Source organism: Streptomyces sp. NPDC001750 (assembly GCF_042892615.1).
Lineage (GTDB): Bacteria > Actinomycetota > Actinomycetes > Streptomycetales > Streptomycetaceae > Streptomyces.
The window spans coordinates 206,004-230,957 of sequence record NZ_JBIAUE010000010.1 but is presented as its reverse complement, the minus strand read 5'-3'; the positions used below and the strand labels follow the sequence as shown (position 1 = coordinate 230,957).

The following is a 24,954-nucleotide window of genomic DNA, read 5'->3' as shown; positions in this document are numbered from 1 at the left end:
GCGGGGAACCGTCGGCAGTGAACGGGCCGCCGACCACAAACAGGGGCCCGACCACGTCCACGGGCAGCGACCGCGGACGTCCGGGTACGAGGCGACCAGAAGACGTTCAAGGCGAGGCACAGTATGGATGCTCCGGCCACCAGGTGGACCGAAGGTGAGACGGGCAGATCTCCCGACGCGATTCTGATCCACCGCACACTGACCGAGATTTCGCCCGTCGCCGATCAGGCAACCTCGTACTTCTACGCCCTGCTCTTCACCCGGCGCCCCGACCTGCGCGCCATGTTCCCGGTCGCGATGGACGTGCAGCGCGATCGCTTGTTCCGCGCGATCCTCGGCGCGGCCGACCGGTTCGACTCCCCCCGAGCGCTGACCGAGTACCTCGGCGAACTGGGCCGGGGGCACCGCAAGTACGGCACACTGGCCGGCCACTATCCTGCGGTGGGCGAGGCCCTTCTCGGAGCGCTGAGCCGCTATGCGGCCACCGTGTGGGACGCGGAGGCCGAGGCGGCCTGGGTCCGTGCCTACACCGCGATATCGCAGATCATGATCGACGCCGCTGCCGAGGACGAGCAGTGGTCTCCGGCCTGGTGGCACGCGGAGGTCGTCTCGCACGAGCCGAGAACGCGCGACATAGCGGTTCTCACCATCCGCCCCGATCAGGTCTACCCCTTCGTCGCCGGTCAGTACACGGCCATGGAGACGCCCTGGTGGCCCCGGGTCTGGCGGCACTACTCCTTCGCGTCGGCGCCCCGCCGGGACGGTCTGCTCACCTTCCACGTCAAGGCGGTCCCGGCCGGGTGGGTCTCCAACGCCCTGGTGCACCGGGCCCGCCCCGGCGACATCGTGCGGCTCGGCCCGCCCAGCGGCTCGATGACGATCGACCACTCCACCCACAACGGCCTGCTCTGCCTGGGCGGCGGCACGGGCATCGCGCCGATCAAGGCACTCGTCGAGGACGTCGCGCAACACGGCGACCGGCGCCCCGTGGAGGTCTTCTACGGGGCTCGCAGCGATCGCGACCTGTACGACATCGAGACGATGATGCGCCTCCAGAAGACCTTTCCCTGGCTCGTGGTGCGGCCGGTGGTCTCCATGGGCCGACCGGAGCGGGAGGGCGGTCTGCGAGGTCTGCTGTCGGAGGCCGTGCGCGAATGCGGCCCGTGGCACGGGTACGACGCCTATCTCTCGGGCCCGCCGGGCATGATCCGCAGCAGCGCGGACGCGCTCAGAGGCATCGGCATGCCGGCCGAACGCATCCGGCACGACTCCGTCGAGGAACTGGCCGCCGTCGCCCCCGGCTGACGAACGACCGACGACGGGCAAGGCGCGCCCCGACGTACACTGCGCCCCGACGGACTCGGCATGCCCTGCTGGCGCACGGCGCTGGTCCACGGCGCGCATCCATGAGGTGCGGCACGGGGCCGCAGGGTGAGGTATCCGGTCGGCGCCGCGGCACCGCCGACCCGATCCCCGGCCTGTTCCCGGCCGGTGTATCAGCCCAGGTCGGGCGCGTGCATCGCCCGTACACCCTCGATGTTGCCGTCCAGGTAGTGCCGCAGTGACAGCGGTACGAGATGAACGGCCGCGATGCCCATCCGGCTGAAGGGCACCCGGACGATCTCGTACTCCCCGCAGGGAGCGTCGATCTCGGGGCCGTGGCGCCGGGACGGGTCCATCGACTCCAGTCGGCAGACGAAGAAGTGCTGGACCTTGACGCCCTTCACCCCGCCGCCCTCGATGTGCTCGACGGTGTCGACGAAGCAGGGGACCACATCGGTGACCTTGGCGCCCAGCTCCTCGTCCAGTTCACGGTGCAGGGCGTCGACGACGGTCGCGTCCTCGGGCTCGACCCCGCCACCCGGTGTGAGCCAGTACGGGTCCATCCCGGGCTTGGTCCGCTTGATGAGGACGAGGTCGTTGCCGTCGAGCAGAATGGCGCGTGCGGTGCGCTTGACCACGGGACGTTCGGTCATGGCAAGAGCGTGGCCCACTGAACCGGTTCTGAAACACCCGGACGGCGCCGGGCCGTCCCGCGCTCACCAGTCGGCCGCGGCACCCAGCAGCCACTGGTGCGCCCGCGCGATGTGCGGCAGCGCGAGCGTGCCGGTCCGCACGGCCAGGAAGTAGGTGCGCAGCGGGGGCACCGGAGGATCGAGGAGCGCGACGACCTCCCCGCGTGCCAGCGCCCCCTCGCACAGATAACGCGGCAGCACGGCGAGACCGGCACCCGCCGCCGCGCACTCCAGGACGGCCCGCAGGTCCGGGGCGATGACGGTTCCCGCGGCGGCGGGCCGGGTGTCGAACACGGCGGACCAGTAGCGGGTGACGAACGGCAGGCTTTCGTGCACCTCCACGACCGGCAGCTGCTCCAGCACCAGGGGGCCGTCGTGCTGTGAGGCCCCTGGCCCCAGGTGCGCGGCCCAGTGCGGTGCTGCGACCAGCACGTGTTCCTCGTCGCAGAGCGGAGTCGCCGTGAGCAGCCCGCCGCGGGGGCGGGACGCCGTGATGACGAGATCATGGTGCCCGGCGGCCAGTCCCTCCAGGGTCTCCTCGGCGGTGGTGAAGAACGAACTGCGCAGGGTCAGTCCCTGGGCGACGAGCGGTGCGAGCGCGGGCAGGGCGCGCGCCGACGTGAACTCGGGCGGTCCGGCCAGATGCAGGGTCCGTACGGCCGACTCCTCGTCCAGCTCGGTCTCGGCTATCTCGACCAGCGCGTCCAGATGAGGCGCCGCCCGGTGCGCGAGTTCGTCGCCGACGGTGGTCGGCGTCACACCCCGGGCCCCCCGGAGGAAGAGCGGCCGGCCCAGTTGGCGTTCCAAGGTGCGTATCTGGGAGGTCACCGCGGGCTGGGACAGGCCGAGCAGCGCGGCGGCCCTGGTGAAGGAACCGGCCCGGTGCACCGTGATGAACGTACGCAGCAGGGACAGGTCCATCTCCTGTCCCCTCTCACCGTCGCGACACTTCGGACCCGTACAACTATAAATATGTCGATAGGTCGGTGCCGCTTCGGTGATTGGACACTGACGGAGGGTCAATTAGCCTTGTGCAGGCGGTTCTTCACATGAGGAACCGGGGCGGTCCGAGCCACGAGGGGGGAGGCTCGGGCCGTCCGTGACGGTCAGTCCGTGCTCAGCGCCGCGTCCAGCGCCCGCTCCACGTCGGCCACCAGGTCCTCCGCGTTCTCGGCGCCGACGGAGAAACGGATGAAGCCTTCCGGTACGGCGTCGCCGCCCCAGCGCGCCCGCCGCTCGGCGGTGGAGCGCACACCGCCGAAACTCGTGGCGTCGTCGGCCAGCCGCAGCTCGGCCAGGAAGCGCTCGGCCCGTTCCCGGTCGGGCAGCACGAACGACACCACGGAACCGAAGCGCCGCATCTGCCGCACGGCGACCGGGTAGGAGGGGTCTCCCGGAAGGCCGGGATAGCGCAGCCCGGTCACCTCCCGGCGCCCGGCCAACGCATGGGCCAGCTCCAGGGCATTGGCGCACTGGCGGTCGATGCGCAGCTCCAGCGTGGCGAGGGAACGGTGCGCGAGCCATGCCTCCATCGGGCCCGGGATCGCGCCGACCACTTTGCGCCAGCGCCGCACCCCCGCCGCCAGCCCGGGGTCGCGGCAGGTCACGTGGCCGAGCAGGACGTCCCCGTGGCCGGTCATGCCCTTGGTGTCGCTGGCCACCGAGAAGTCCGCCCCCAGCTCCAGCGGGCGCTGGCCGAGCGGTGTGGCGAGGGTGTTGTCGACGGCCACCAGCGTGCCCGCCGCGTGCGCGGCCTCGACGAGCCGGCGCACGTCGCAGACGTCGAGCCCCGGGTTGGACGGTGTCTCGATCCACAGCAGCGCGGCGCCGCGAAGGGCCGCGAGCTGGGCGTCGCCGCCGGTCGGCGCGGTCCGCACCTCGACGCCGTACGCCTCCAGTTGCTCACGCACCAGCGGCAGCAACTGGTATCCGTCGTCGGGCAGCACGACCACGTCGCCGGTGCGGGCCCGGGACAGCAGCACGGCCGAGATCGCCGCCATGCCGGAGGCGAAGACGACGGTCTCGACCGGATTCCCCGGAGCCTCCAGCTCGCCGATGGCGCGCTCCAGGTGGGTCCAGGTCGGATTGGTGTCCCGTCCGTAGGTGTACGGGCCGGTGGGGGCGCCGGAGAGATGGAAGTGCGCGGCGAGGACCGGCCCGGGCAGGGTGGGCTCGTACTGTTCGGGATCGGGCAGCCCGGCCCGTACCGCCCTGGTTCCGTCACCCATGGTGTCCATGCCGCTCCTCGTCGCTCTTCCGGGCCGGTAGCCGGTCCGCCTCACCGTTGCAGACCGTTTCCAGCGGTTGCCGGATCAGTCTTCGTCCGGCAGCACCACGTTCAGCGCCCACGACACGATCGAGATGATCAGGCCGCCGAGCACGGCGGTCCAGAAGCCGCTGACGTGGAAGCTCAGGTCGAACACACCGGCCAGCCAGGAGGTCAGCAGCAGCATGAGCGCGTTGACCACCAGGGTGAACAGACCCAGCGTGAGGAAGAAGAGCGGCAGGGTCACCAGTTGTACGACCGGCTTCACCACGGAGTTCACCAGGCCGAAGATCAGGGCGACCAGGACCAGCGTGAGCGCCTTGCGCCCGGTGCTGCCGCCCTCCAGCGTGATGTTGTCCAGCAGCCAGATGGCTACGGCCAGCGCACCCGCGTTGGCGATCGTCTTGACTACGAAATTCTTCATGTGTCTGATCGTGGCAGACACGGTCGGTGGCGGACACCGGCAGGATCGGGAAACAAAGGGCGGACGGTAATGAAGGCGTTCAGACTGGATGAACTGGAAGCGGAACGGGCCGACAACAACGGCGCCTATCTGCAGTTCCTGAAGGAACGGAACATGTCCGTCGGCCTGTACGCGCTGAACGCGGGTGAGCTCGACCCGCAGCAGCCGCACCGGGAGGACGAGGTCTACTTCGTCGTCAGCGGACGCGGCTCGATCACGGTCGGCACGGAGACCACGCAGGTGGGCCGTGGAAGCGTGGTGTACGTACCGGCTGGAGTCCCGCACAAGTTCCACCACATCACCGAGGACCTGCGGGTCATGGTCGTCTTCTCCCCGCCGGAGAGCTGAGCACTCCCCGGACGGGCGCTCATCCGGAGGGACGGGTTCCGGTGTCAGGGATCCCTAGGGGGTCGATCAGGGGACGGCAAGGGGTGCGGAACGCCCTTCCGGTGCCTTCGCGCCTCTAGCATCGGGAGTGTCGGAGCAGGGACGTACAGAGACGAGGCGAGGACGATGGCCGTACGGGAGATATTCGCCGGGATGCCCTGGTGGCTGAAGTGGATCGCGGTGCCGGTGATCGCGATCGTTGTGTTCGGCGGACTGATCGCCAGCGTGCTCGGTTTCGTGATCGGCCTGCTCTTCAAGATCCTGCTCTTCGTGATCCTGGTCGGTGGCCTCGTCTTCGTCGTGCGCAAGGTCATGTCCTCCTCGGGTGGTGGCTGGTAGTAATCAGGAGGATCGGAAACCAGCCATGGTGTTAGCCCAGCTGAGCTAAGCCGGGGACGAAACAACGCACCTTGGGGATACGGCCGATATGGTGGCATTCCACTGCCGCCACCTGGGAATTAACTGACCGTCACCACAATGACCAGTGGTTTGCACGGTGTTCGGCCCTCGTACCCAGCCATGCGGCGGTCTGTGGGGGAGGCCCCCACAGGCGGGCTGACCGCCCGTCACCATGCCTGGGGGTGACCGTTGACCACGGCATCGAGCACCGCTTCCCCGACGCTGATCGGCTCGGTGCAGCGAGCGCTGAGGCTGCTGGAAGCAGTGGGCGCGCATCGCGACGGGGCGCCCGCGAAGCAGCTGGCCAGGGAGGCGGGGCTACCCCTTCCCACGGCCTATCACCTGCTGCGCACCCTGACGCACGAGGGCTATCTGCGTCGTGACAACGGAGTGTTCCGCTTCGGCGCCGCCGCCGAGCGTCTGACCGCCGAGGGTACACCGCAGAATCGTCGCAGCAGGATGTCCGAGTCGCTCAGCCGCTGGCGCGAGGCCATCGGTGTCCCCGTGTACTGCGCCGTCTACCGCGAGGGCGAGATCGAACTCGTCGCGGTCGCCGATGATCCCGCCATGCCCGCCGTGCGCGAGTGGGCGTCCTTCCGGGAGACCGGGTACGCCCATGCGATCGGTCAGTGCCTGCTGAGCCGACTGGACGAGAAGGCGCGCGAGGACCACCTGAACCGGCATCCGGTACGGCCACTGACCCCGTATTCGGTGAGGGACCGCGCGACATTCCTGGAGCGGCTGCGGTCGCTGGAGCGCATGGAACCCGTCGTCGAACGGCAGGAGTACGCCCTGGGAACGGTCTGCGCGGCCATTCCGATCACCGCCGGCTCCACCGCAGCCGCTATGGCGATTTCAGTACCTCTGGAACAGGAACACCGATTGCTCCCCGCAGTCGAACAACTACGTGGCGAAGTGGCCAACCTCTTGCGTTCATTCGTGTTCTCTATCAGTATCTGAAAAATCACTCCTTGTGATCTGCTATCGCGTGCACCACGATGGCGTCAATAGGGCCATGGGGGATCATTCCTGGCCAGATTCATCTACTGCGGGGTTGAACGATGCGCGAGTCGGTTCAAGCTGAGGTCATGATGAGCTTTCTCGTCTCCGAGGAGCTCTCTTTCCGGATCCCGGTGGAGCTCCGGTACGAAGTGTGTGATCCGTATGCGATTCGGATGACCTTCCATCTGCCTGGTGACGCCCCCGTCACCTGGGCATTCGGCCGTGAGTTGCTGCTCGACGGCCTCAACAGCCCCAGTGGCGACGGCGATGTGCACATCGGGCCCACGGATCCCGAGGGGCTTTCCGATGTACACATCCGCCTTCAGGTGGGCGCCGACCGTGCCCTCTTCCGGGCTGGTTCGGCGCCGCTCGTGGCTTTTCTCGACCGGACCGACAAGCTCGTGCCGCTCGGACAGGAGCGCACGCTGGGTGACTTCGAGGGAAACCTGGAGGAGGCCCTGGGCCGGATCCTTGCCGAGGAGCAGAACGCCGGCTGAAGGAAACGGTGTCGCCGACCGGTGCCCGCCGGTCGAACACGGCATCCGCCGAATGGGTGAATCGCTCTCCGTAGTCAGGACCGCTCCTCGTCTGTCGGCCGATGTCCGTTCCGGGGTGCTCATGACTTCGTCCTGCGACGGCGGCCCTTCCCGGTCCGTACGGGTGCTGAAGCTCCGGCTTCCGCGCCGAGCCCTGTGCGGTCCGCGGAGACCACCAGCGCGGCGAGCACCGTTGTCACCGGCACCGATGCGACCAGCCCGATCGAACCGACCAGCGTCCGTACGATCTCCTCCGCCACCAGCTCGCTGTTGGCCACCGTGCCCACGCTGCTCCTGGCGATCGAGAACAGCAGCAGCAACGGCAGCGCGGCGCCCGCGTAGGCGAGCACCAGCGTATTGACGACCGAGGCGATGTGATCGCGCCCGATCCTGATCCCCGCCCGGTAGAGCCCCCGCACGCCCATCGTTGGGTTCGCCTGGTGCAGTTCCCAGACGGCCGACGTCTGGGTGACCGTCACGTCGTCGAGCACCCCGAGCGAACCGATGATGACGCCGGCCAGCAGCAGGCCGCTCATGTCGATGCGCGGATACAGGCCGTGGATGAGGCCGGTGCTGTCGTCGGTGTTGCCGGTCAGGCTCGCCCAGCCGATGAACAGCGAGCCGAGCAGCCCGATCAGCAGGAGCGAGATCAGTGTGCCCACCACCGCGACCGAGGTACGGGCGGTGAGCCCGTGGCACATGTAGAGCGCGATCAGCATGATGGCACTTGACCCGACCACCGCCACGATCAGCGGATTCGACCCCTGGAGGATGGCCGGGAGGATGAACAGGGTCAGCACGGCGAACGACACGGCGAGCGCGACCAGCGCCATCACCCCCCGCATCCTGCCCACCGCGACCACGACCAGGGCGAAGATCCCGGCCAGCAGCGCCATCGGGAACTTCCGGTTCACATCGGTCACCGAGTACTGCAGGTCGTGGGGCGCGTCCGGGGCGTACGCCACGACCACGCCCTGCCCCTCGCGCAGCTGACGCGGTGCGTCCGGCTGGACGATCTCCACGAACCGCCGACCCTTGTCGTGACCGGTCGTCACCTCGACCGTGGCCTTCGCGCACAGCCCGGTGCGGCCCGCCGACTGCGGAGCGGTCTCGCCGCCGACCGGCATCTGGGAGGCGTTCACCTCCTTGCAGTCCACTGTGTCGACGTTCACCACCTTGCCCTGCTGGGTCTGCCGGTCGAAGCCGACACCGGTTCGTTCGTGCGGTGGCGCACCGCCAGGCCAGAGCGCCGCCAGTCCGGCGAGGACCGCGGCGGCGAACGGGATCAGTACGGCCGCGATGACCTTCCGCAGATGTCGGGAGACGGGCGCGGCGGGGCCGTGGGCGTGCGTATGGCCGTGTGTGTGGCCGTGGTGGGGACTCGGCGGTTCGGGAACGCTGGGGAGGGACATCACCGGCCGATCATCGCAAGGAGGCAAGGGACCCTCTGTTCATTCCGCCGGACGGGGCGCTAGCGTGGAGGAACCTTTGCACACGCGGGAGCTCGGAGCACCGGGCTGAGAGGGCGCTGATATCCGTACCTCCGTACGGGATGAGCTGCGCCGACCGCCGAACCTGTTACCGGGTAATGCCGGCGTAGGGAGTAGGTCTCATGACCACATCGGACGCACGCACGCCTGCCTCCAACCAGAGCGACGAGGCCGGGAAGTCCATCGGCTGGCACAAGGGATACGTCCAGGGCTCACGCCCCGACATCCGTGTGCCGGTCCGTCAGGTGCACCTCACCAACGGCAAGGACCTGACGCTGTACGACACGTCGGGGCCGTACACCGACCCCGCCGTCGAGACCGACGTCCGTCGCGGGCTCGCGCCGCTGCGGCAGAACTGGATCACCGCGCGCGGCGACACCGAGGAGTACCCGGGCCGGCCCGTCCGACCCGAGGACGACGGGCTCAAGCACACCTCGCCGCGAATGGGGTCTCCCCTGCTCGAGCGAGGCCGAGAGTCTGGGGAAGGGCTGCGCAATCTCGACGCAGTCTTCCCCGGTCGGCCCCGGCTGCCGCGCCGCAGCCGGGACGGCCGGCCCGTGACCCAGCTCGCATACGCCCGACGGGGCGAGATCACCCCGGAGATGGAGTACGTGGCGATCCGGGAGGACGTCGAGCCGGAGATGGTGCGGGAGGAGATCGCCGCGGGCCGCGCCGTGCTGCCGGCCAACGTCAACCACCCCGAGACCGAGCCGATGATCATCGGGAAGCGGTTCCTGGTGAAGGTCAATGCCAACATCGGCAACTCCGCGGTGACGTCCTCCATCGAGGAGGAGGTGGAGAAGATGACGTGGGCGACGCGGTGGGGCGCCGACACGGTCATGGACCTTTCCACCGGCCGCAACATTCACACCACCCGTGAGTGGGTTCTGCGCAACTCGCCCGTGCCGATCGGCACCGTGCCCCTCTACCAGGCCCTCGAAAAGGTCGACGGCAAGGCCGAGGAGCTGACCTGGGAGATCTACCGGGACACCGTCGTCGAACAGGCCGAGCAGGGCGTCGACTACATGACGGTGCACGCCGGCGTACGCCTGCCGTACGTTCCGCTGACCGCCCGCCGCAAGACCGGCATCGTCTCGCGAGGCGGCTCGATCATGGCGGCGTGGTGTCTCGCCCACCACAAGGAGTCGTTCCTCTACGAGAACTTCGAGGAGCTCTGCGAACTCCTCGCCTCCTACGACGTGACGTACTCGCTCGGCGACGGGCTGCGCCCCGGCTCGATCGCGGACGCCAACGACGAGGCGCAGTTCGCCGAACTGCGCACGCTCGGGGAGCTGAACACGATCGCCAAGCGGTACGGCGTCCAGACCATGATCGAGGGGCCGGGCCATGTCCCGATGCACAAGATCAAGGAGAACATCGACCTCCAGCAGGAGATCTGCGAGGAGGCGCCCTTCTACACGCTCGGCCCGCTGACCACCGATGTCGCTCCGGCGTACGACCACATCACCTCGGGCATCGGCGCGGCGATGATCGCCTGGTGGGGCACGGCGATGCTCTGCTACGTGACGCCCAAGGAGCACCTCGGGCTGCCGAACCGGGACGACGTGAAGACCGGCGTGATCACGTACAAGATCGCGGCCCACGCCGCAGATCTCGCCAAGGGGCATCCGGGGGCGCAGGACTGGGACGACGCGCTCTCCGACGCCCGGTTCGAGTTCCGTTGGGAAGACCAGTTCAATCTGGCGCTCGACCCGGTCACGGCACGGGAGTTTCACGACGAGACGCTGCCGGCGGAGCCGGCGAAGACGGCGCACTTCTGTTCGATGTGTGGCCCGAAGTTCTGCTCGATGAAGATCTCTCAGGACATCCGGCGTGAACACGGGGTGTCGCAGGCGGAGATCGAGGCGGGGATGTCGGAGAAGTCGAAGGAGTTCGCGGCGGCGGGCAACCGCGTCTACCTGCCCGTCGCGGACTGAGGCGAGAGCCGACCGGGGTGACAAGGGGGGCGGACGGCAGGGTTCCGCCCCCTGTCGCCTCGCTTGCCCCCCGGGCCCGTGCCCGGTCCGCCACCCCCGGGCTCCTCACCGGCCACGCGGAAGCCAAGTCCCCGGGCCGGAAATCGGATGAACGCGACGGCTGGGTCTCCTTAGCATCTGCGCATGAGCGGCATGACGGAACAAAGAGCGGACACGACGCAGGCGCGGGACGCAGCGGACGCGACGGACGCGGTGCGGGTGGTGGAAGCGGACCGGCAGCCGTGCTGGCGCGGACGGGACGTCGCCTTCGTCGCCGTAGAGACCGAGGACGCCGAGCTGTTGCAGGAGTGGCGGTGCGATCCGGCGGCCGCCCATGAGATGGGGGTCTGGCCGCGTTCGCTCGCCTCGCTGCGCGAGCACATCGAGCGCGACCAGGAAGACCAGGACCGGGACGACTTCCTCGTCGTGCTCGCCGACGGCACCCCCGTGGGCCACGCGGCCCTCACCGACCAGAACTACGCCAACGGCACCGCCGATATCGAGCTGCTGCTGTCCCCGCCGCACCGCGGTCGCGGATACGGCACGCGGGCTCTGGACGCGCTGACGGACCTGGCGTTCGGGGAGCTTCCCCTGTACCGGCTCCGGGCCATCACCCACGCGGACAACACGGCCGCGCTCGCGGTCCTCGACAGGTCGGGGTTCACCCGGGAGGGGGTGAGCCGGTCGGCGTGCCTGCACCGGGGGCGGCGGTACGACGTCGCGGTGTTCTCGCTGCTCCGTCCCGAGTGGGAGGGGCAGGCGCGCCCGAGGTCCTGGGACCTGTGATCGGCGCGGCTCGTCCGAGTCCTTGGTCGGCCCCGGACCAGGGGCCCCACGTGGGGTGGAGGGGGCGCGTGCGGCGGCGCCGTCACTCCACGTCGTGCTCGGGGCCGCCGAAGTCGGGGCTGGTGAAGTCCGGGCTGGTGAAGGTCGGCCGGGGGCCCGCGGCCGGGCCCTCGTCCGGGCCGGAGAAGTCGGGGCGGCTGTAGCCGACTTTCGGGATGCGGTTCGGCGAGCGCTGCGGTGTGCGTGCGGTGGACGCGGCCTCGGGGTCGTCGAGGGCGTCGCGCAGGAACGGCAGGATGCCGCGTTCCAGTAGCGCGTGCCGCCAGGCTTCCCGGGCCCGCGCCACGTCCTCCGGCAGCTCGATCTCGTCGCGTACGGCGTTCTCCGAAGCGGAGCCGTTGCGCAGCGCGGTGATCAGCAGCCCGACGGCGGCGACCAGGATGGCGGCGGCCATGACCACGGCGAAGAACCAGCCCGCGGTGACCAGGGTCGAGGCGAAGGCGGGCGGTGGACTGAGCAGCTTCAGCAGATAGCCGACCAACAGGAATATGAACGCGGCGGTGCCGGCGAGCACGGGCGCGAGGACCGTGACGACCGCTCCCGCGCCGGCGCCCGACCGGCCCGGACGGTCCGTGTCCGATCCGGCGGGCGGGCCCTCCCCGTCGGCCGTGCCACGCAGTTCCTCACGGGCCCGTACGTAGTGGTCGTACTCGGTGGCCGCCGTCGCCGTGATCATGTCCGTGGCGGCCAGCGCCATGGTGCGCAGCTGTACGGCGTTGAGCCGTTCACCGACCGCGGCCAGATCCGGCCGTCGATGGGCGTGGCGCAGTGCGTCGTCGAGGATCCGCTCGTACTCGGGGCGGTCCTCGGTCAGCAGGTGCGGAGCGCTTCTCATGTGCATCCCCCGATGCTCCGTCGGGCCCGACAGCCCTTCTTTGCCGGGCAGTTGGGCGGAAACGGAGGAGAGCCTGCTACGGATACGCCGATGGTAGAGCGCCCACGGCACGCGGTGACAGGGGGTTTCCGGAAATAGGCCCGGCGCTCGGCCCGGTGCTCGGCGTGGTCAGGTCGTGGAAGCGTCTTCCCGTAAAACCGTCAGTCATGCAGGGGGAGTTGGACGACCAGCAGCTTTCCGGCCATGGTCACTCCGCCGTCCATGGCGATGGCGAGCCCGTCGGCGTACACGTGCGGGCCTTCGACCACGGGACCCGAGCTGTCCTCTCCGTCCTCCGACCCGACCTCGCCGAGGAGGTAGGGAATGGGGCTGTGACCATGGACGATGCGCTGTCCGCCGTAGGCGGCCATCAGTTCCCGCACGGCCTGCGGTCCCGCATCGTCACGGAAGGCGAAGCGCTTGGTGAACTTACGGAAGAGGTCCCAGCACTCGTCGGCGTCGTTGCGCGTGAGAATGGCGTGCACCGTGTCGTTGACGTCTTCGATGGTGCTGCCGTAGTCGAGGTACGCCGTCGTGTCGGAGTGCATCAGCAGATGCCCGTCCTCCTCGACGATCGCGTCGAGGCGGGACATCCACTGGAGGTGGACGTCCTGGAGCCGCTCCATGTCGTGCTTCTGGCCGCCGTTGAGCAGCCAGGCGGCCTGGAAGGTGGCGGTGCCCGCGCCCGAGTTCACCGGCGTGTCGCCGAACCGTTTGGCGCCGATGAGCAACAGTTCGTGATTCCCCATCAACGCCTTGCAGTACCCGCCCGCGGCAGCGGCCTCGGCGGAGAGGCGCATCACGAGGTCGATGACGCCGATGCCGTCCGGACCGCGGTCGGTGAAGTCGCCGAGGAACCAGAGCCGGGTGTTGCCCGCGGCCCACCTGCCGTCGGAGTCGATGAGGCCCTGTTCGGCGAGAGCGGCGACCAGCTCGTCCAGATAGCCGTGGACGTCGCCGACGACGTAGAGCGGCCCGAGTCCCGGCTCGCGGGCCGGCCAGGGCTCCGGCACGGTTCGTACCTGGACGGTGTCGCCGCGGTTGATCACCGGGAGGTCGCGTTCGGTGGGCGTGTACCCGTCCGGCAGCGCGTCCCCGGGCAGGGCGTTGCCCGGATGCGGGGACGCGGGCGGTACCGGGGTCTGCGCGTAGGGCGGCACGCGGAAGTCGCGCAACGTCGCAGTCCGCACCACGGGTTCCTGACCGGCCCCCTGTGTCATCGACCCCTCCACCACCGTCGCGCCGCCCTACACCTGACGGGCCTGCTGGTCGGGGCGGTCCGCGGTGTCGTGCGCCCATCATAGGAATGCGAATCGTGCTGTGTGACGCACCAGGGGTGGTGAATCCCGGAGCATGTCAGGCTCACCGGCCGTTTGGTCCGAATTCGTCTGTTCAATCCCTGGCGGAGGAGCCGCCTGCTCAGTCCCTGGCGGGGGAGCGCGGCGCGCTGACCGTGGTGCGGGGCGGACGGCGTTGTGAGGACGTCCGGACGATGAGCTCCGTCGGTATGACCTGCTCCACCGGGCCGCCGTGATCCACACCCTCGATGGCATCGATGAGGAGCTGGACGACCGCCGTGCCGATTCTGCGCGGTTTGAGCGAGAGGGTGGTGATGGGCGGCTCGGTCGTCGCGTACACGGTGGACTCGCTGCAGCAGACCAGCAGCAGGTCCTCGGGGACGCGCAGCCCGTATCTGCGGGCGGCCGCCAGGAGGTCGGTGCCGTTGGGGTCGAAGAGCCCGTAGACGGCGTCGGGACGGTCCGGGCGGGCGAGCAGTCGGTCCGCGGCGACCGCGCCCGCGCACGGGTCGTGGGCGGGGTAGGACTCGTACACCGGGTCCTGGCCCACGCGCTCGCACCAGCGCAGGTACGCGGAGGTGGAGAGGCGGGTGTACGTGTCGGTCGTGGTGCCGGTGAGCAGGCCGATGCGTCGGGCCCCGGCGGAGGCGAGGTGGTCGAGGAGGTCGAGCACGGCGGCGCCGTGGTCGTTGTCGACCCAGGCGGTGACCGGGAGGGCACCGGCCGGGCGTCCGTCCGACACGACGGGCAGCCCTTGTCGTACGAGCTCCGTGACGACCGGGTCCTGGTCGGAGGGGTCGATGACGACGGTGCCGTCGAGGGCGACGTTCGACCAGACGTCGTGGCGCGAGGTGGCGGGCAGGATGACGAGGGCGTAGCCGCGGGCGAGCGCCGCGGAGGTGGCCGCTCGGGCCATCTCGGCGAAGTACGCGAACTCGGTGAAGGTGAAGGGTTCGTCGCCGTACGTCGTCACGGTCAGGCCGATGAGGCCGGACTTGCCGGTACGGAGGGTTCGGGCCGCGGCGGACGGGCGGTAGCCCAGGCGCTCTGCGACCTCGCGGACATGGCGGCGGGTGGCGTCCGGGAGCCTGCCCTTGCCGTTGAGCGCGTCGGAGACGGTCGTGATGGAGACCCCGGCGGCGGCGGCCACGTCCCGGATTCCCGCTCGTCCTTGCCGGCTGCCGCGCCGGGGTGTCTCCGCCCGGCTCACCTGGTGCTTCCCTGCTGCTGTCATGGCGAGCCGATAGTAGGGGGCGTGCGGGAGGTTGGCCCGGTCGCATATTCACGCGTTGACAGGCACGTTTCTGCATGATCAGACGGCGTCAAATACCTTGTAAGGCCAGGTCGTTGGGCGAATGCGCCGTGGAGTGTGATGCGCTGAACCCGGTGGGCCTACTAAATGGTCGATGTTTCGAAGAGGTCTCATCTCACCTCTTCGAGGGACGCGCGCCACGGCGTGAGCCACCGGCGCGCGTCAAGGTCGAACGCGCTCCCCCATTCCTGGTCGCACCGGGCGATTGGGTGCACAGAGCGTTCCCGTGCGCCCGGCCGCACCGGGCGTCCGACGGCGCACGGGCCATTCGCAGCGGCGCCCAATCCTCATAAGGTGAGCAGTATTGATGTGTACAGACGGTCGAGGAGGATCTGCGGTGAGCGAGACGAGCCCCAAGTTGCGCGCCGAGCTGGACGGCGTTCCCGCCTATGTGCCGGGCAAGCCCGCGGCGGCCGGTGGACCGGTCGCCTTCAAGCTGTCCTCCAACGAGAATCCGTACCCCCCGCTGCCCGGAGTGATGGAATCCGCCCTGGCGGCGGCCGCGAACTTCAACCGCTACCCGGACATGGCCTGCACCGGCCTGATGAACGAGTTGGCCGACCGTTTCGGTGTGCCCGTCTCGGATCTCGCCACCGGCACCGGGTCGGTCGGGGTGGCGCAGCAGCTGCTCCAGGCGACCTCGGGTCCGGGCGACGAGGTGATCTACGCCTGGCGCTCCTTCGAGGCGTACCCGATCATCACCCAGGTCAGCGGGGCGACCTCGGTGAAGGTGCCGCTGACCGACGGTGAGGCGCACGACCTCGACGCGATGGCGGAGGCGATCACCGACCGCACCCGTCTGATCTTCGTCTGCAACCCGAACAACCCGACCGGCACCGTGGTGCGCCGAGCCGAGCTGGAACGTTTCCTGGACCGGGTGCCCGGCGACGTCCTGGTGGTGCTGGACGAGGCGTACCGGGAGTTCATCCGCGACGCCGAGGTGCCGGACGGCATCGAGATCTACCGGGACCGGCCCAACGTGGCGGTGCTGCGCACGTTCTCCAAGGCGTACGGTCTGGCCGGACTGCGGGTCGGCTTCGCAGTGGCGCACGAGCCGGTGGCGGCCGCGCTGCGCAAGACGGCGGTGCCCTTCGGGGTCAGCCAGCTCGCGCAGGACGCGGCGGTGGCCTCGCTGCGTGCGGAGGACGAGCTCCTGGGGCGCGTGGGTTCCCTGGTCGTCGAGCGCGGCCGGGTGCAGCGGGCACTGGCGGAGCAGGGATGGACGGTGCCGGAGTCGCAGGCGAACTTCGTGTGGCTGCGGCTGGGGGAGCGCACGGCCGACTTCGCCGCGGTGTGCGAGCGGGCCGGCGTGGTGGTCAGGCCGTTCGTGGGTGAGGGCGTACGGGTCACGATCGGTGAGGACGAGGCGAACGACCTGTTCCTGAAGGTGGCGGAGTCGTACCGCAGGGAGCTGTAGAGCCGTAGAGCGGCGCGGAACCGCAGGAGGCCGTGGAACGGCGTGGTCCTGCGGGAGCTGTCGAAGGGCGCGCGGACCGCGGTTCGCGCGCCGGGCGTACGGGCCCCCTACCCGATCCGGTGATCGGGTAGGGGGCCTCTTCGTGCGTGGGTGTCCGGGTTCGGACGTGCCGGGGCGCCGGTGTGCCCATGTGTCTGCTTCAGGCGGATTGATCGGATCGTCCCGAGAGAGGGGTACCCCGCCCGAACATCCCGAAAGGCTGTGCGTCATAATTTTGATTGTGAATGTGAACGCGTTCACAAGCATGCCCTGTTCTTCCCGTGATTAGTCAGACTTAACGGGCAGAATGCTCGTGTGATCACGGCGATGTAAGGAGAAGGCGACGTGGAGCTAGCGCTGGCGCCGGAAACACTGGCGCGTTGGCAGTTCGGGATCACCACCGTCTACCACTTCCTGTTCGTTCCGCTGACGATCTCTCTCGCCGCGCTCACCGCGGGCCTGCAGACCGCCTGGGTGCGTACGAACAACGAGAAGTACCTCAGAGCGACGAAGTTCTGGGGCAAACTCTTTCTGATCAACATCGCCATGGGCGTGGTCACCGGCATCGTCCAGGAGTTCCAGTTCGGCATGAACTGGTCCGACTACTCGCGGTTCGTCGGCGACATCTTCGGTGCCCCGCTCGCGTTCGAGGCGCTGATCGCGTTCTTCTTCGAGTCCACGTTCATCGGGCTGTGGATCTTCGGCTGGGACAAGCTCCCGAAGAAGATCCACCTCGCCTGCATCTGGATGGTGTCCATCGGGACCATCCTGTCCGCCTACTTCATCCTGGCGGCCAACTCCTGGATGCAGCACCCGGTGGGCTACCGGATCAACGAGGAGCGTGGCCGGGCCGAGCTGACCGACTTCTGGCACGTGCTCACCCAGAACACCGCACTCGCCCAGTTCTTCCACACCATCACCGCCGCCTTCCTGGTCGGAGGCGCGTTCATGGTCGGCATCGCCGCGTTCCACCTGGCGCGCAGGAAGCACATCCCGGTGATGCGGACCTCGCTGCGGCTCGGACTGGTCACGGTCGTGATCGCCGGACTTCTCACTGCCGTCAGCGGTGACCAGCTCGGCAAGGTCATGTTCAAGCAGCAGCCCATGAAGATGGCCGCCGCTGAGGCCCTCTGGGAGGGGGAGGACGGGGCACCCTTCTCGGTCTTCGCGGTCGGTGACGTGGCCAAGGGCCACAACACCGTGGAGATCTCCATCCCGGGCATGCTGTCCTTCCTCGCGGACAACAGCTTCACCTCGTACGTCCCCGGCATCAACGACATCAACAAGGCCGAGCAGGAGAAGTTCGGCCCCGGCGACTACCGGCCCAACATCCCGGTCGCCTTCTGGAGCTTCCGCTGGATGATCGGCTTCGGGATGGCGTCCTTCGCCCTCGGTCTCCTCGGGCTGTGGATGACGCGCAGGAAGTTCATGCTGCCTCCCGCGCTGCGCACCGGCGAGGACGAGGTACCGCATCTGGTCCTCTTCAAGAACAAGGCACTCAGCCCCAAGTTCGCCAGGTGCTACTGGATCCTGTCGCTCTGGACCATGGCCTTCCCGCTGATCGCCAACTCCTGGGGCTGGATCTTCACCGAGATGGGCCGCCAGCCCTGGGTGGTCTACGGAGTGCTCCAGACCCGGCACGCGGTTTCCCCCGGCGTCTCGCAGGGCGAGGTGCTCACGTCGATGATCGGCTTCACCCTGCTCTACGCCATCCTCGCGGTGATCGAGGTCAAGCTGCTCGTGAAGTACATCAAGGCCGGACCGCCGGAGCTCACGGAGGCCGACCTCAACCCGCCCACCAAGATCGGCGGCGAAGAGCACGCCGACCGGCCGATGGCCTTCTCCTACTGAGGCCGAGGAGCTGAGAGATGGAACTCCACGACGTCTGGTTCGTGCTCATCGCCGTCCTCTGGACCGGCTACTTCTTCCTGGAGGGCTTCGACTTCGGGATCGGGATCCTCACCAAACTGCTCGCCCGTGACCGCAAGGAACGGCGGGTCCTGATCAATACGATCGGGCCGGTCTGGGACGGCAACGAGGTGTGGCTGCTCACCGCGGGCGGCGCGACCTTCGCCGCGTTCCCCGAGTGGTACGCCACCCTGTTCTCCGGCTTCTACCTGCCGCTGCTGATCATCCTGGTCTGTCTGATCGTGCGGGGCGTCGCCTTCGAGTACCGGTCGAAGCGCCCCGAGGACCGTTGGCAGACCAACTGGGAACACGCGATCTTCTGGACCTCGCTGATCCCGGCCCTGCTCTGGGGCGTGGCCTTCGGGAACATCGTGCGCGGCGTGAAGATCGACGCCGGCAAGGAGTACGTGGGCAACTTCTGGGACCTGCTCAACCCGTACGCCATCCTCGGCGGACTGGTCACGCTCGCCCTCTTCACCTTCCACGGCACCGTGTTCGCCGGACTCAAGACGGTCGGCGACATACGGCACCGGGCGCGCACACTGGCGCTGAAGCTCGGTGCGGTCACCGCGGTGCTCGCGCTCGGCTTCCTGATCTGGACCCAGATCGACAACGGTGACGGCTGGAGCCTCCTGGCGATGATCGTCGCGGCGGTGTCGCTGGTCGCCGCGATCGGCGCGGTCGCGGCGGGGCGCGAGGGATGGTCGTTCGCGTTCTCCGGTGTGACGATCGCGGCCGCCGTCGCGATGCTCTTCCTGACGCTCTTCCCGAACGTCATGCCGTCCTCGCTGAACGACGCCTGGAACCTCACGGTCTCCAATGCCTCGTCCAGCCCGTACACGCTGAAGATCATGACCTGGTGCGCGGGGATCGCCACCCCGCTCGTCCTGCTCTACCAGGGCTGGACCTACTGGGTGTTCCGCAAGCGCATCGGTACGCAGCACATCGCCGAAGCGCACTGAGCGCATCGGGGGCCTGTCCGGCAACCGGCCCTGAACCGCCGGACAGGCCCCGTCCTGGTCCACCGACCGAGCTTTATGGGGGCTGTTTCACGTGAAACCGATCGACCCGCGTCTCCTCCGCCACGCCCGAGCCACCCGCTTCTTCCTGGCGGCCGTGGTGGCGCTCGGAACGGTCGGGGCGGTGCTGGTCGTCGCCCAGGCCATGCTCATCGCCGACATCGTGGTGGGCGGATTCGAGGACGGGCTGACCGCCTCCGGGCTGCGGAGCCCGCTGATCCTGCTCGCAGCGGTCGCGCTCGGCCGGGCCCTGGTCTCCTGGCTGACCGAACTGGCCGCGTACCGCGCCAGTGCGGCGGTCAAGTCCGAACTGCGCGGCCGGCTCCTGGCGCGTGCCACGGAGCTCGGGCCCGGATGGCTGAGCGGTCAGCGCTCCGGCTCCCTGGTGACGCTCGCCACCCGTGGTGTCGACGCGCTCGACGACTACTTCGCGCGCTATCTGCCGCAGCTCGGACTCGCGGTGGTCGTTCCGGTGGCGGTCCTGGCGAGGATCGTCACCGAGGACTGGGTGTCGGCGGCGATCATCGTGGTGACGCTTCCACTCATCCCGCTCTTCATGATCCTGATCGGCTGGGCCACCCAGGCGCGGATGGACCGTCAGTGGCGGCTGCTGTCCCGGCTCTCCGGGCACTTCCTCGACGTGGTCGCCGGGCTGCCGACGCTGAAGGTCTTCGGCCGGGCCAAGGCGCAGGCCGAGTCCATCCGGGCCATCACCTCGCAGTACCGGCAGGCCACGCTGCGAACCCTGCGGATCGCGTTCCTGTCGTCCTTCGCCCTGGAACTGCTGGCGACCCTGTCGGTGGCCCTGGTCGCCGTCACCATCGGCATGCGGCTCGTGCACGGCGAACTCGACCTCTACACCGGCCTGGTGGTGCTGATCCTGGCCCCGGAGGCGTATCTGCCGATCCGCCAGGTCGGAGCGCAGTACCACGCCGCCGCCGAGGGGCTCTCGGCCGCGGAGGAGATCTTCGCGGTCCTGGAGACCGAACCCCGCAAGGGCGGCACGGCGAACGTCCCGGAGCCGCTGCGGCTGGAGCTGGAGGGCGTGACCGTACGGCACGAGGGCCGCGCCGCGCCCTCCCTGGACCGGGCCTCCCTGGTGGTGGAGGAGGGGGAGACCGTCGCCCTGACCGGCCCGAGCGGCGTCGGGAAGTCCACTCTCCTCGATGTGGTGCTGGGCTTCACCGCGCCCGACGAGGGGCGGGTACGGGTCGGCGACATCGACCTGACGACGCTGGACCTGGAGCGCTGGCGCGAACAGATCGCCTGGGTTCCGCAGCGCCCGTATCTGTTCGCGGGCACGATCGCGGAGAATGTGCGGCTGGCCCGGCCGGACGCGGACGACACGGCGGTCATGGCGGCACTGCGGGACGCGGGGGCGTACGACTTCGTCGCCCGGCTCCCGGACGGAGAGCTGACGGTTCTCGGCGAGGACGGCGCGGGGCTGTCCGCCGGTCAGCGCCAGCGGCTCGCGCTCGCCCGCGCCTTCCTCGCCGACCGACCGCTGCTGCTGCTCGACGAACCGACCGCGAGCCTGGACGGCGAGACCGAGGCGGGGATCGTCGAGGCGGTACGCAGGCTCGCGGTGGGGCGGACCGTGCTGCTGGTCGTGCACCGGCCCGCGCTGCTCGCGGTGGCCGACCGGGTGGTGGCCCTCGAACCGGCTGCGGATTCCGGCCCGGCGGAGGCCCGGAAGACGGGGTCCGGAGACGCGGCCCCGGCGTCCCGGCAGTCGGCGGCGCGCGACGAGGGACCCGACGAGGCGCCGGAGACCGGGGAGTCGCGGCACCCCGGAGGCCGCACCGGACACGTCCTCGCCCGGGTCCGGAAGGCGGCGGGGGCGCGACGCGGACAACTGGCGCTCGCGCTGCTGCTGGGCAGCCTCGCCCTGGGCTCGTCCGTCGGGCTCATGGCCGTCTCCGGCTGGCTGATCTCCCGTGCCTCCGAACAGCCCCCGGTGCTCTATCTGATGGTCGCCGTGACGGCGACCCGTGCCTTCGGTCTCGGCAGGGCCGTCTTCCGCTACGCCGAGCGTCTGGTGTCGCACGACGCGGTGCTCAGGATGCTGGCCGAACTGCGCGTGGCGGTCTACCGGGGCCTGGAGCGGATCGCACCGGCGGGGCTGCGCCGGACCCGTCGCGGAGACCTGCTCTCCCGACTGGTCGCCGACGTCGACGCCCTCCAGGACTACTGGCTGCGCTGGCTGCTGCCCGCGGGAACGGCGGTGCTCGTGGGAGCGGCCACTGTGGGATTCGTCGGCCTGCTGCTCCCCGCGGCGGGCGCCGTGCTGGCCGTCGGGCTGCTGCTGGCGGGGGCGGGGGTGCCGTGGATCAGCGGCGCCTGCTCCCGTCAGGCGGAACGCCGACTGGCCCCCGCCCGCGCCGACCTGGCGACCCGGGTCACCGATCTCCTCGGCGGGACCGCCGAGCTGACCGTCGCGGGCGCACTGCCCGCCCGGGCGGAGCGGGCCCGGGAGGCCGACGGGGTGCTGACCCGGATCTCGGCCCGTGCGGCGGCCGCCACGGCACTCGGCGGCGGCCTCAGCGCCCTGATCGGCGGTCTGACCGTCGTCGCCACCGCGCTGGTCGCTCTGCCCGCCGTGCGGGACGGGCGGCTCGCGGGCGTGGAACTCGCGGTCGTCGTGCTCACGCCGCTGGCCGCCTTCGAGGCGGTGACCGGACTGCCGCTGGCCGTGCAGTTCCGGCAGCGGGTGGAGCGGAGCGCGGAGCGGGTGTACGAGGTGCTGGACGCCCCGCTGCCCGTACACGAACCGGACAGTCCGGCACAGGCCCCCGACTCGCCCTTCCCACTGGAGGTACGCGGGCTGTCGGCCCGCTACCCGGGGGCGGAACGGGACGCCCTGGACGCCCTGGACCTCACGCTGACGGCGGGCCGGCGCATCGCCGTCGTCGGACCGTCCGGCTCGGGGAAATCGACCCTGGCGCAGGTCCTGCTCCGCTTCCTGGACGCCCGCGCGGGCACGTACCGGATCGGTGGCGTCGACGCCTCCGCGCTGGAGGGGGACACGGTCCGGACGTTCGTCGGCCTGTGCGCCCAGGACGCACATGTCTTCGACAGTTCTATCCGGGAGAACCTGCGGCTGGCCCGTCCCGGGGCGACGGACGGCGAGCTGCGGGCCGCGCTCGAACAGGCAAGGCTGCTCGACTGGGCCGAGGCGCTGCCCGAAGGACTCGACACCCTCGTAGGCGAGCACGGCGCACGCCTCTCAGGCGGTCAGCGGCAGCGGCTCGCGCTCGCCCGTGCCGTTCTCGCCGACTTCCCCGTACTCGTCCTGGACGAGCCCGCCGAACACCTCGACCTGGCGACCGCGGACGCCCTGACCGAGGACCTGCTGGACGCGACCCGGGGGCGTACGACGGTGCTGATCACCCACCGGCTGCGGGGGCTCGAAGCCGTCGACGAGGTGCTGGTGCTGGACGCGGGCCGGATCGTGCAGGCCGGTCCGTACGCCGACCTCGCCGCCGAGGAGGGGCCGTTGCGGCGGATGCTGGAGCGCGAAAACGAGGGCGAGGGCACGGGGCCTGTGCGGGCCGTCGCGGGCGTTCCCGCGTGAGCGCGCACGCGCCGGCGGCCCGGAGGCAGCTCGCCGGGCACGGCAATGGCGTTCCCGGGTGAACGCGCACGCCCCGGTACGTGCGCGAGCGGGGAAGTGGCCGGGTGCGGGCGGGGCGGGGACCGCGGGGCGGGGAGCCGGGTGGGCGTGTGCGTACGGGGAGACGGGCGGGTGCGGTGCGACGGGACGGGCCGCGTGATGTGAGGTACGGGGGAGACAGGCGCGCAGGTGTCGACCGGGCGGGAAAATCGCCGAGTTTCCTCCCCAACCGGTACTAACTAGTCTCGGGGTATGTCTCAGCAGGACCCGAAGGACCCACTCGAAGCAGCGACCGAGGCGCCCTGCGGCCTGCGGGGCCTGTCCGCCGAACGCGCCGCCCGCGTACCGGAACTGCTGGAAGCCATGCGCTTCGTCGGCACAGGCCTGGAGTTGCATTCCACCCTCGACCGGATCTGCGAGACGGCGGCCGAACTCGCCCGCTGCCGCTACGCGGCCATCGGCGTCGTCGACGAGGAGGGCACGGGGCTCGCCGATTTCGTCACCCACGGCGTCTCCGACGAGGTGGCCCGTGCGATCGGACGCCGTCCCGACGGGCACCGGGGGCTGCTGGGAGCGCTGATCCACGACCCGGCTCCGCTACGGCTCGCCGATCTGACGGCCGATCCGAGGTTCGCCGGGTTCCCGCCCTGCCACCCTCCGATACGGACCTTTCTCGGAGTCCCGATCCGGGTGCGGGGCGAGGTCTTCGGGAACCTCTACCTGGCCGAGAAGGAGAACGAGGGCGAGTTCGGCGACGACGACCTGCACCTGGTGCGGGTGCTCGCCGCGGAGGCCGGAATCGCCATCGGCAACGCCCGGCTGTACGAGGCCGCCCGTCAGCGCGAGCGGTGGATCGACGGTTCGGTGGCCGTGACCACCGCCCTGCTCTCCGGCGGTGATGCCGACGAGGCGCTCTCCGTCGTCGCCGAACAGGCCAGGCACCTCGCCGCCTCCGCGGCCGGGATCGTGCTGCTGCCGGCCGCGGAGGGCGGGCTGGAGATCGTCGCCGTCTCCGCGGACGACCTCGGCGTGCCCCTAGGGGTGATCATCGGGCCGGAGAGCCCGGTGGCGGCGAAGCTGCTGGCCGGCGAGGCGGTCTTCGTGGACGACTCGGCCACCGATCCCCGAGCGACCACCGGGCTCGCCGACCTCTTCGGCCCCAGCATGCTGCTGCCCTTGCACAGCGGCGGCCGGGTGCTGGGGGCGCTCGCCACCCCCCGCGCCCGCGGCGCACGACCGTTCACACGGGCCGAACGGACTCTCGCCACGCAGTTCGCCTCGCAGGCCGCGCTCGCGCTGATGATGGCGGAGGCCCAGCGGGACCGGGAACGGCTCGCGGTGTACGAGGACCGTGACCGGATCGCCCGTGATCTGCACGACCTGGTCATCCAGCGGCTGTTCGCCACCGGGATGACCTTGGAGAACGCCCAGCGCTCGTCGGCCGTGCCCGAGGTGCGGAGCGGCATCGGCCGCGCGGTCGACGAACTGGACGTGACCATCCAGGAGATCCGCACCGCGATCTTCGCGTTGCAGCAGGAACCGGCGGAGGCGCCGTCCGGGCTGCGCACCCGCGTCCTGCGCGAGATCAACATGGCGGCGGTGCCGCTGGGCTTCAAGCCCGCGCACCGCTTCGTCGGTCCGGTCGACTCGCTGGTCGGCGAACTGACCGGGAAGAACCTGATCGCCGCCTTGCGCGAGGCGCTGTCCAACGCCTTCCGGCACGCCGGGGCCGCGGCGATCGACGTGGTCGTCGACGCGACCGCCACGCTGCCCGACGGGAGGGACGCGGTGCGTCTGTCGGTCGCCGACGACGGTGGGGGCATCCCCGAGGGCGGACGGCGCAGCGGGCTGCGGAACCTGGCCCGCCGGGCGGAGTCGCTCGGCGGCGCGAGCTGGTTCGGCCCCGGTATCGGGGCGGACGGGGGCGGGACGACGGTGGTGTGGGAGGCCCCGATCTGAGCGAGGCCGCGGGCGGTCACCGACTCCGGGGCCGGACCACCGAGGCCGTGAACGACGGCGGGCACGGAGCCGAACCGCCGAGGGCCCGTGGTGGTCATGGGACCGGGCCGGACCGCCGGGGCCATGGGTGGTCGC

At 70.0% G+C, this 24,954-nt stretch carries 20 protein-coding genes and 1 riboswitch; of the genes, 12 read left to right on the top strand and 8 right to left on the bottom strand.

All coding sequences use genetic code 11. The annotated features are described in order from the left end of the window. Nucleotides 1-123 precede the first annotated feature (123 nt). Nucleotides 124-1,305 (top strand): FAD-binding oxidoreductase, encoded by a 1,182-nt coding sequence (locus ACFYY6_RS18390; RefSeq protein ID WP_351626226.1) that lies wholly within the window; start codon nt 124-126, stop codon nt 1,303-1,305. Between the two features lie 191 nt (nt 1,306-1,496). Here the strand turns inward: ACFYY6_RS18390 and ACFYY6_RS18385 are convergent, their stop codons facing one another. The 4 genes from ACFYY6_RS18385 to ACFYY6_RS18370 form a co-directional block, all read right to left on the bottom strand. Next, the gene (locus ACFYY6_RS18385; protein ID WP_351517184.1) at nt 1,497-1,976 is read right to left on the bottom strand and encodes an NUDIX hydrolase; all 480 of its coding nucleotides are present in this window, start codon (nt 1,974-1,976) and stop codon (nt 1,497-1,499) included. Between the two features lie 63 nt (nt 1,977-2,039). After that, nucleotides 2,040-2,936: a LysR family transcriptional regulator gene (locus ACFYY6_RS18380; RefSeq protein ID WP_351626223.1), complete on the bottom strand. Its 897-nt coding sequence runs from the start codon at nt 2,934-2,936 to the stop codon at nt 2,040-2,042. Between the two features lie 185 nt (nt 2,937-3,121). Further along, a complete protein-coding gene (locus ACFYY6_RS18375; protein WP_389194125.1) occupies nt 3,122-4,252 on the bottom strand; it encodes a cystathionine gamma-lyase in 1,131 nt (376 codons plus the stop codon). A gap of 75 nt (nt 4,253-4,327) precedes the next feature. Continuing rightward, nucleotides 4,328-4,705, bottom strand: coding sequence for a phage holin family protein (locus ACFYY6_RS18370; RefSeq protein ID WP_073790833.1), 378 nt, complete (start codon nt 4,703-4,705; stop codon nt 4,328-4,330). Nucleotides 4,706-4,774: 69 nt separating this feature from the next. Here ACFYY6_RS18370 and ACFYY6_RS18365 point away from each other — a divergent pair, with 69 nt between their 5' ends. The 4 genes from ACFYY6_RS18365 (at nt 4,775) to ACFYY6_RS18350 (ending at nt 7,029) form a co-directional block, all read left to right on the top strand. Next, the gene (locus ACFYY6_RS18365) at nt 4,775-5,092 is read left to right on the top strand and encodes a cupin domain-containing protein (protein WP_389194122.1); all 318 of its coding nucleotides are present in this window, start codon (nt 4,775-4,777) and stop codon (nt 5,090-5,092) included. A gap of 165 nt (nt 5,093-5,257) precedes the next feature. Further along, nucleotides 5,258-5,470 (top strand): DUF5326 family protein, encoded by a 213-nt coding sequence (locus ACFYY6_RS18360; protein ID WP_351517178.1) that lies wholly within the window; start codon nt 5,258-5,260, stop codon nt 5,468-5,470. Between the two features lie 249 nt (nt 5,471-5,719). Next, nucleotides 5,720-6,490 (top strand): IclR family transcriptional regulator, encoded by a 771-nt coding sequence (locus tag ACFYY6_RS18355; protein WP_389194119.1) that lies wholly within the window; start codon nt 5,720-5,722, stop codon nt 6,488-6,490. A gap of 101 nt (nt 6,491-6,591) precedes the next feature. After that, the gene (locus tag ACFYY6_RS18350; protein WP_073790839.1) at nt 6,592-7,029 is read left to right on the top strand and encodes an SsgA family sporulation/cell division regulator; all 438 of its coding nucleotides are present in this window, start codon (nt 6,592-6,594) and stop codon (nt 7,027-7,029) included. A 119-nt stretch (nt 7,030-7,148) separates the two neighbouring features. Here the strand turns inward: ACFYY6_RS18350 and ACFYY6_RS18345 are convergent, their stop codons facing one another. Next, entirely contained in the window at nt 7,149-8,480 is a 1,332-nt protein-coding gene (locus ACFYY6_RS18345) for a YibE/F family protein (RefSeq protein WP_351517176.1), read from the bottom strand. A 74-nt stretch (nt 8,481-8,554) separates the two neighbouring features. Further along, a riboswitch (TPP riboswitch) is annotated at nt 8,555-8,688 on the top strand. Between ACFYY6_RS18345 and thiC the strand changes: the two genes are divergently transcribed. Both thiC and ACFYY6_RS18335 read left to right on the top strand, forming a co-directional pair. Beyond that, the gene (gene thiC / locus ACFYY6_RS18340; protein WP_386609126.1) at nt 8,681-10,495 is read left to right on the top strand and encodes a phosphomethylpyrimidine synthase ThiC; all 1,815 of its coding nucleotides are present in this window, start codon (nt 8,681-8,683) and stop codon (nt 10,493-10,495) included. It overlaps the preceding riboswitch by 8 nt. Nucleotides 10,496-10,678: 183 nt before the next feature. Beyond that, nucleotides 10,679-11,320, top strand: coding sequence for a GNAT family protein (locus ACFYY6_RS18335; protein ID WP_351626209.1), 642 nt, complete (start codon nt 10,679-10,681; stop codon nt 11,318-11,320). 82 nt (nt 11,321-11,402) lie between these two features. On the opposite strand, the gene ACFYY6_RS18330 is transcribed toward ACFYY6_RS18335, so the two are convergent. From ACFYY6_RS18330 to ACFYY6_RS18320, 3 genes are all read right to left on the bottom strand, one after another. Continuing rightward, nucleotides 11,403-12,221, bottom strand: coding sequence for a hypothetical protein (locus ACFYY6_RS18330; protein WP_351517173.1), 819 nt, complete (start codon nt 12,219-12,221; stop codon nt 11,403-11,405). A gap of 194 nt (nt 12,222-12,415) precedes the next feature. Next, on the bottom strand, nt 12,416-13,474 hold the full coding sequence (locus tag ACFYY6_RS18325) for a metallophosphoesterase (protein ID WP_389194115.1): 1,059 nt from the start codon (nt 13,472-13,474) through the stop codon (nt 12,416-12,418). Nucleotides 13,475-13,673: 199 nt separating this feature from the next. Beyond that, nucleotides 13,674-14,786 carry a LacI family DNA-binding transcriptional regulator gene (locus ACFYY6_RS18320; protein ID WP_073790853.1) on the bottom strand — a complete coding sequence of 371 codons (1,113 nt, stop codon included), beginning with the start codon at nt 14,784-14,786 and terminating at the stop codon, nt 13,674-13,676. A gap of 415 nt (nt 14,787-15,201) precedes the next feature. Between ACFYY6_RS18320 and hisC the strand changes: the two genes are divergently transcribed. From hisC to ACFYY6_RS18295, 5 genes are all read left to right on the top strand, one after another. Next, nucleotides 15,202-16,281 (top strand): histidinol-phosphate transaminase, encoded by a 1,080-nt coding sequence (hisC, locus tag ACFYY6_RS18315; protein ID WP_351517170.1) that lies wholly within the window; start codon nt 15,202-15,204, stop codon nt 16,279-16,281. 384 nt (nt 16,282-16,665) lie between these two features. Next, nucleotides 16,666-18,171 (top strand): cytochrome ubiquinol oxidase subunit I, encoded by a 1,506-nt coding sequence (locus ACFYY6_RS18310; RefSeq protein WP_351517168.1) that lies wholly within the window; start codon nt 16,666-16,668, stop codon nt 18,169-18,171. Nucleotides 18,172-18,188: 17 nt separating this feature from the next. After that, nucleotides 18,189-19,190 (top strand): cytochrome d ubiquinol oxidase subunit II, encoded by a 1,002-nt coding sequence (gene cydB / locus ACFYY6_RS18305; RefSeq protein WP_351517166.1) that lies wholly within the window; start codon nt 18,189-18,191, stop codon nt 19,188-19,190. Between the two features lie 91 nt (nt 19,191-19,281). Next, nucleotides 19,282-22,821 (top strand): thiol reductant ABC exporter subunit CydD, encoded by a 3,540-nt coding sequence (cydD, locus tag ACFYY6_RS18300; protein WP_388651146.1) that lies wholly within the window; start codon nt 19,282-19,284, stop codon nt 22,819-22,821. A 291-nt stretch (nt 22,822-23,112) separates the two neighbouring features. Beyond that, on the top strand, nt 23,113-24,819 hold the full coding sequence (locus ACFYY6_RS18295; protein ID WP_386609127.1) for a GAF domain-containing sensor histidine kinase: 1,707 nt from the start codon (nt 23,113-23,115) through the stop codon (nt 24,817-24,819). Nucleotides 24,820-24,954: the final 135 nt, after the last annotated feature.

Coding starts and splice junctions, on each gene's coding strand:
- ACFYY6_RS18390 (WP_351626226.1), top strand. CDS start 124: ATGGATGCTCCGGCCACCAGGTGGACCGAAGGTGAGACGGGCAGATCT.
- ACFYY6_RS18385 (WP_351517184.1), bottom strand. CDS start 1,976: ATGACCGAACGTCCCGTGGTCAAGCGCACCGCACGCGCCATTCTGCTC.
- ACFYY6_RS18380 (WP_351626223.1), bottom strand. CDS start 2,936: ATGGACCTGTCCCTGCTGCGTACGTTCATCACGGTGCACCGGGCCGGT.
- ACFYY6_RS18375 (WP_389194125.1), bottom strand. CDS start 4,252: ATGGACACCATGGGTGACGGAACCAGGGCGGTACGGGCCGGGCTGCCC.
- ACFYY6_RS18370 (WP_073790833.1), bottom strand. CDS start 4,705: ATGAAGAATTTCGTAGTCAAGACGATCGCCAACGCGGGTGCGCTGGCC.
- ACFYY6_RS18365 (WP_389194122.1), top strand. CDS start 4,775: ATGAAGGCGTTCAGACTGGATGAACTGGAAGCGGAACGGGCCGACAAC.
- ACFYY6_RS18360 (WP_351517178.1), top strand. CDS start 5,258: ATGGCCGTACGGGAGATATTCGCCGGGATGCCCTGGTGGCTGAAGTGG.
- ACFYY6_RS18350 (WP_073790839.1), top strand. CDS start 6,592: ATGCGCGAGTCGGTTCAAGCTGAGGTCATGATGAGCTTTCTCGTCTCC.
- ACFYY6_RS18345 (WP_351517176.1), bottom strand. CDS start 8,480: ATGTCCCTCCCCAGCGTTCCCGAACCGCCGAGTCCCCACCACGGCCAC.
- thiC (WP_386609126.1), top strand. CDS start 8,681: ATGACCACATCGGACGCACGCACGCCTGCCTCCAACCAGAGCGACGAG.
- ACFYY6_RS18335 (WP_351626209.1), top strand. CDS start 10,679: ATGAGCGGCATGACGGAACAAAGAGCGGACACGACGCAGGCGCGGGAC.
- ACFYY6_RS18330 (WP_351517173.1), bottom strand. CDS start 12,221: ATGCACATGAGAAGCGCTCCGCACCTGCTGACCGAGGACCGCCCCGAG.
- ACFYY6_RS18325 (WP_389194115.1), bottom strand. CDS start 13,474: ATGACACAGGGGGCCGGTCAGGAACCCGTGGTGCGGACTGCGACGTTG.
- ACFYY6_RS18320 (WP_073790853.1), bottom strand. CDS start 14,786: ATGACAGCAGCAGGGAAGCACCAGGTGAGCCGGGCGGAGACACCCCGG.
- cydB (WP_351517166.1), top strand. CDS start 18,189: ATGGAACTCCACGACGTCTGGTTCGTGCTCATCGCCGTCCTCTGGACC.
- ACFYY6_RS18295 (WP_386609127.1), top strand. CDS start 23,113: ATGTCTCAGCAGGACCCGAAGGACCCACTCGAAGCAGCGACCGAGGCG.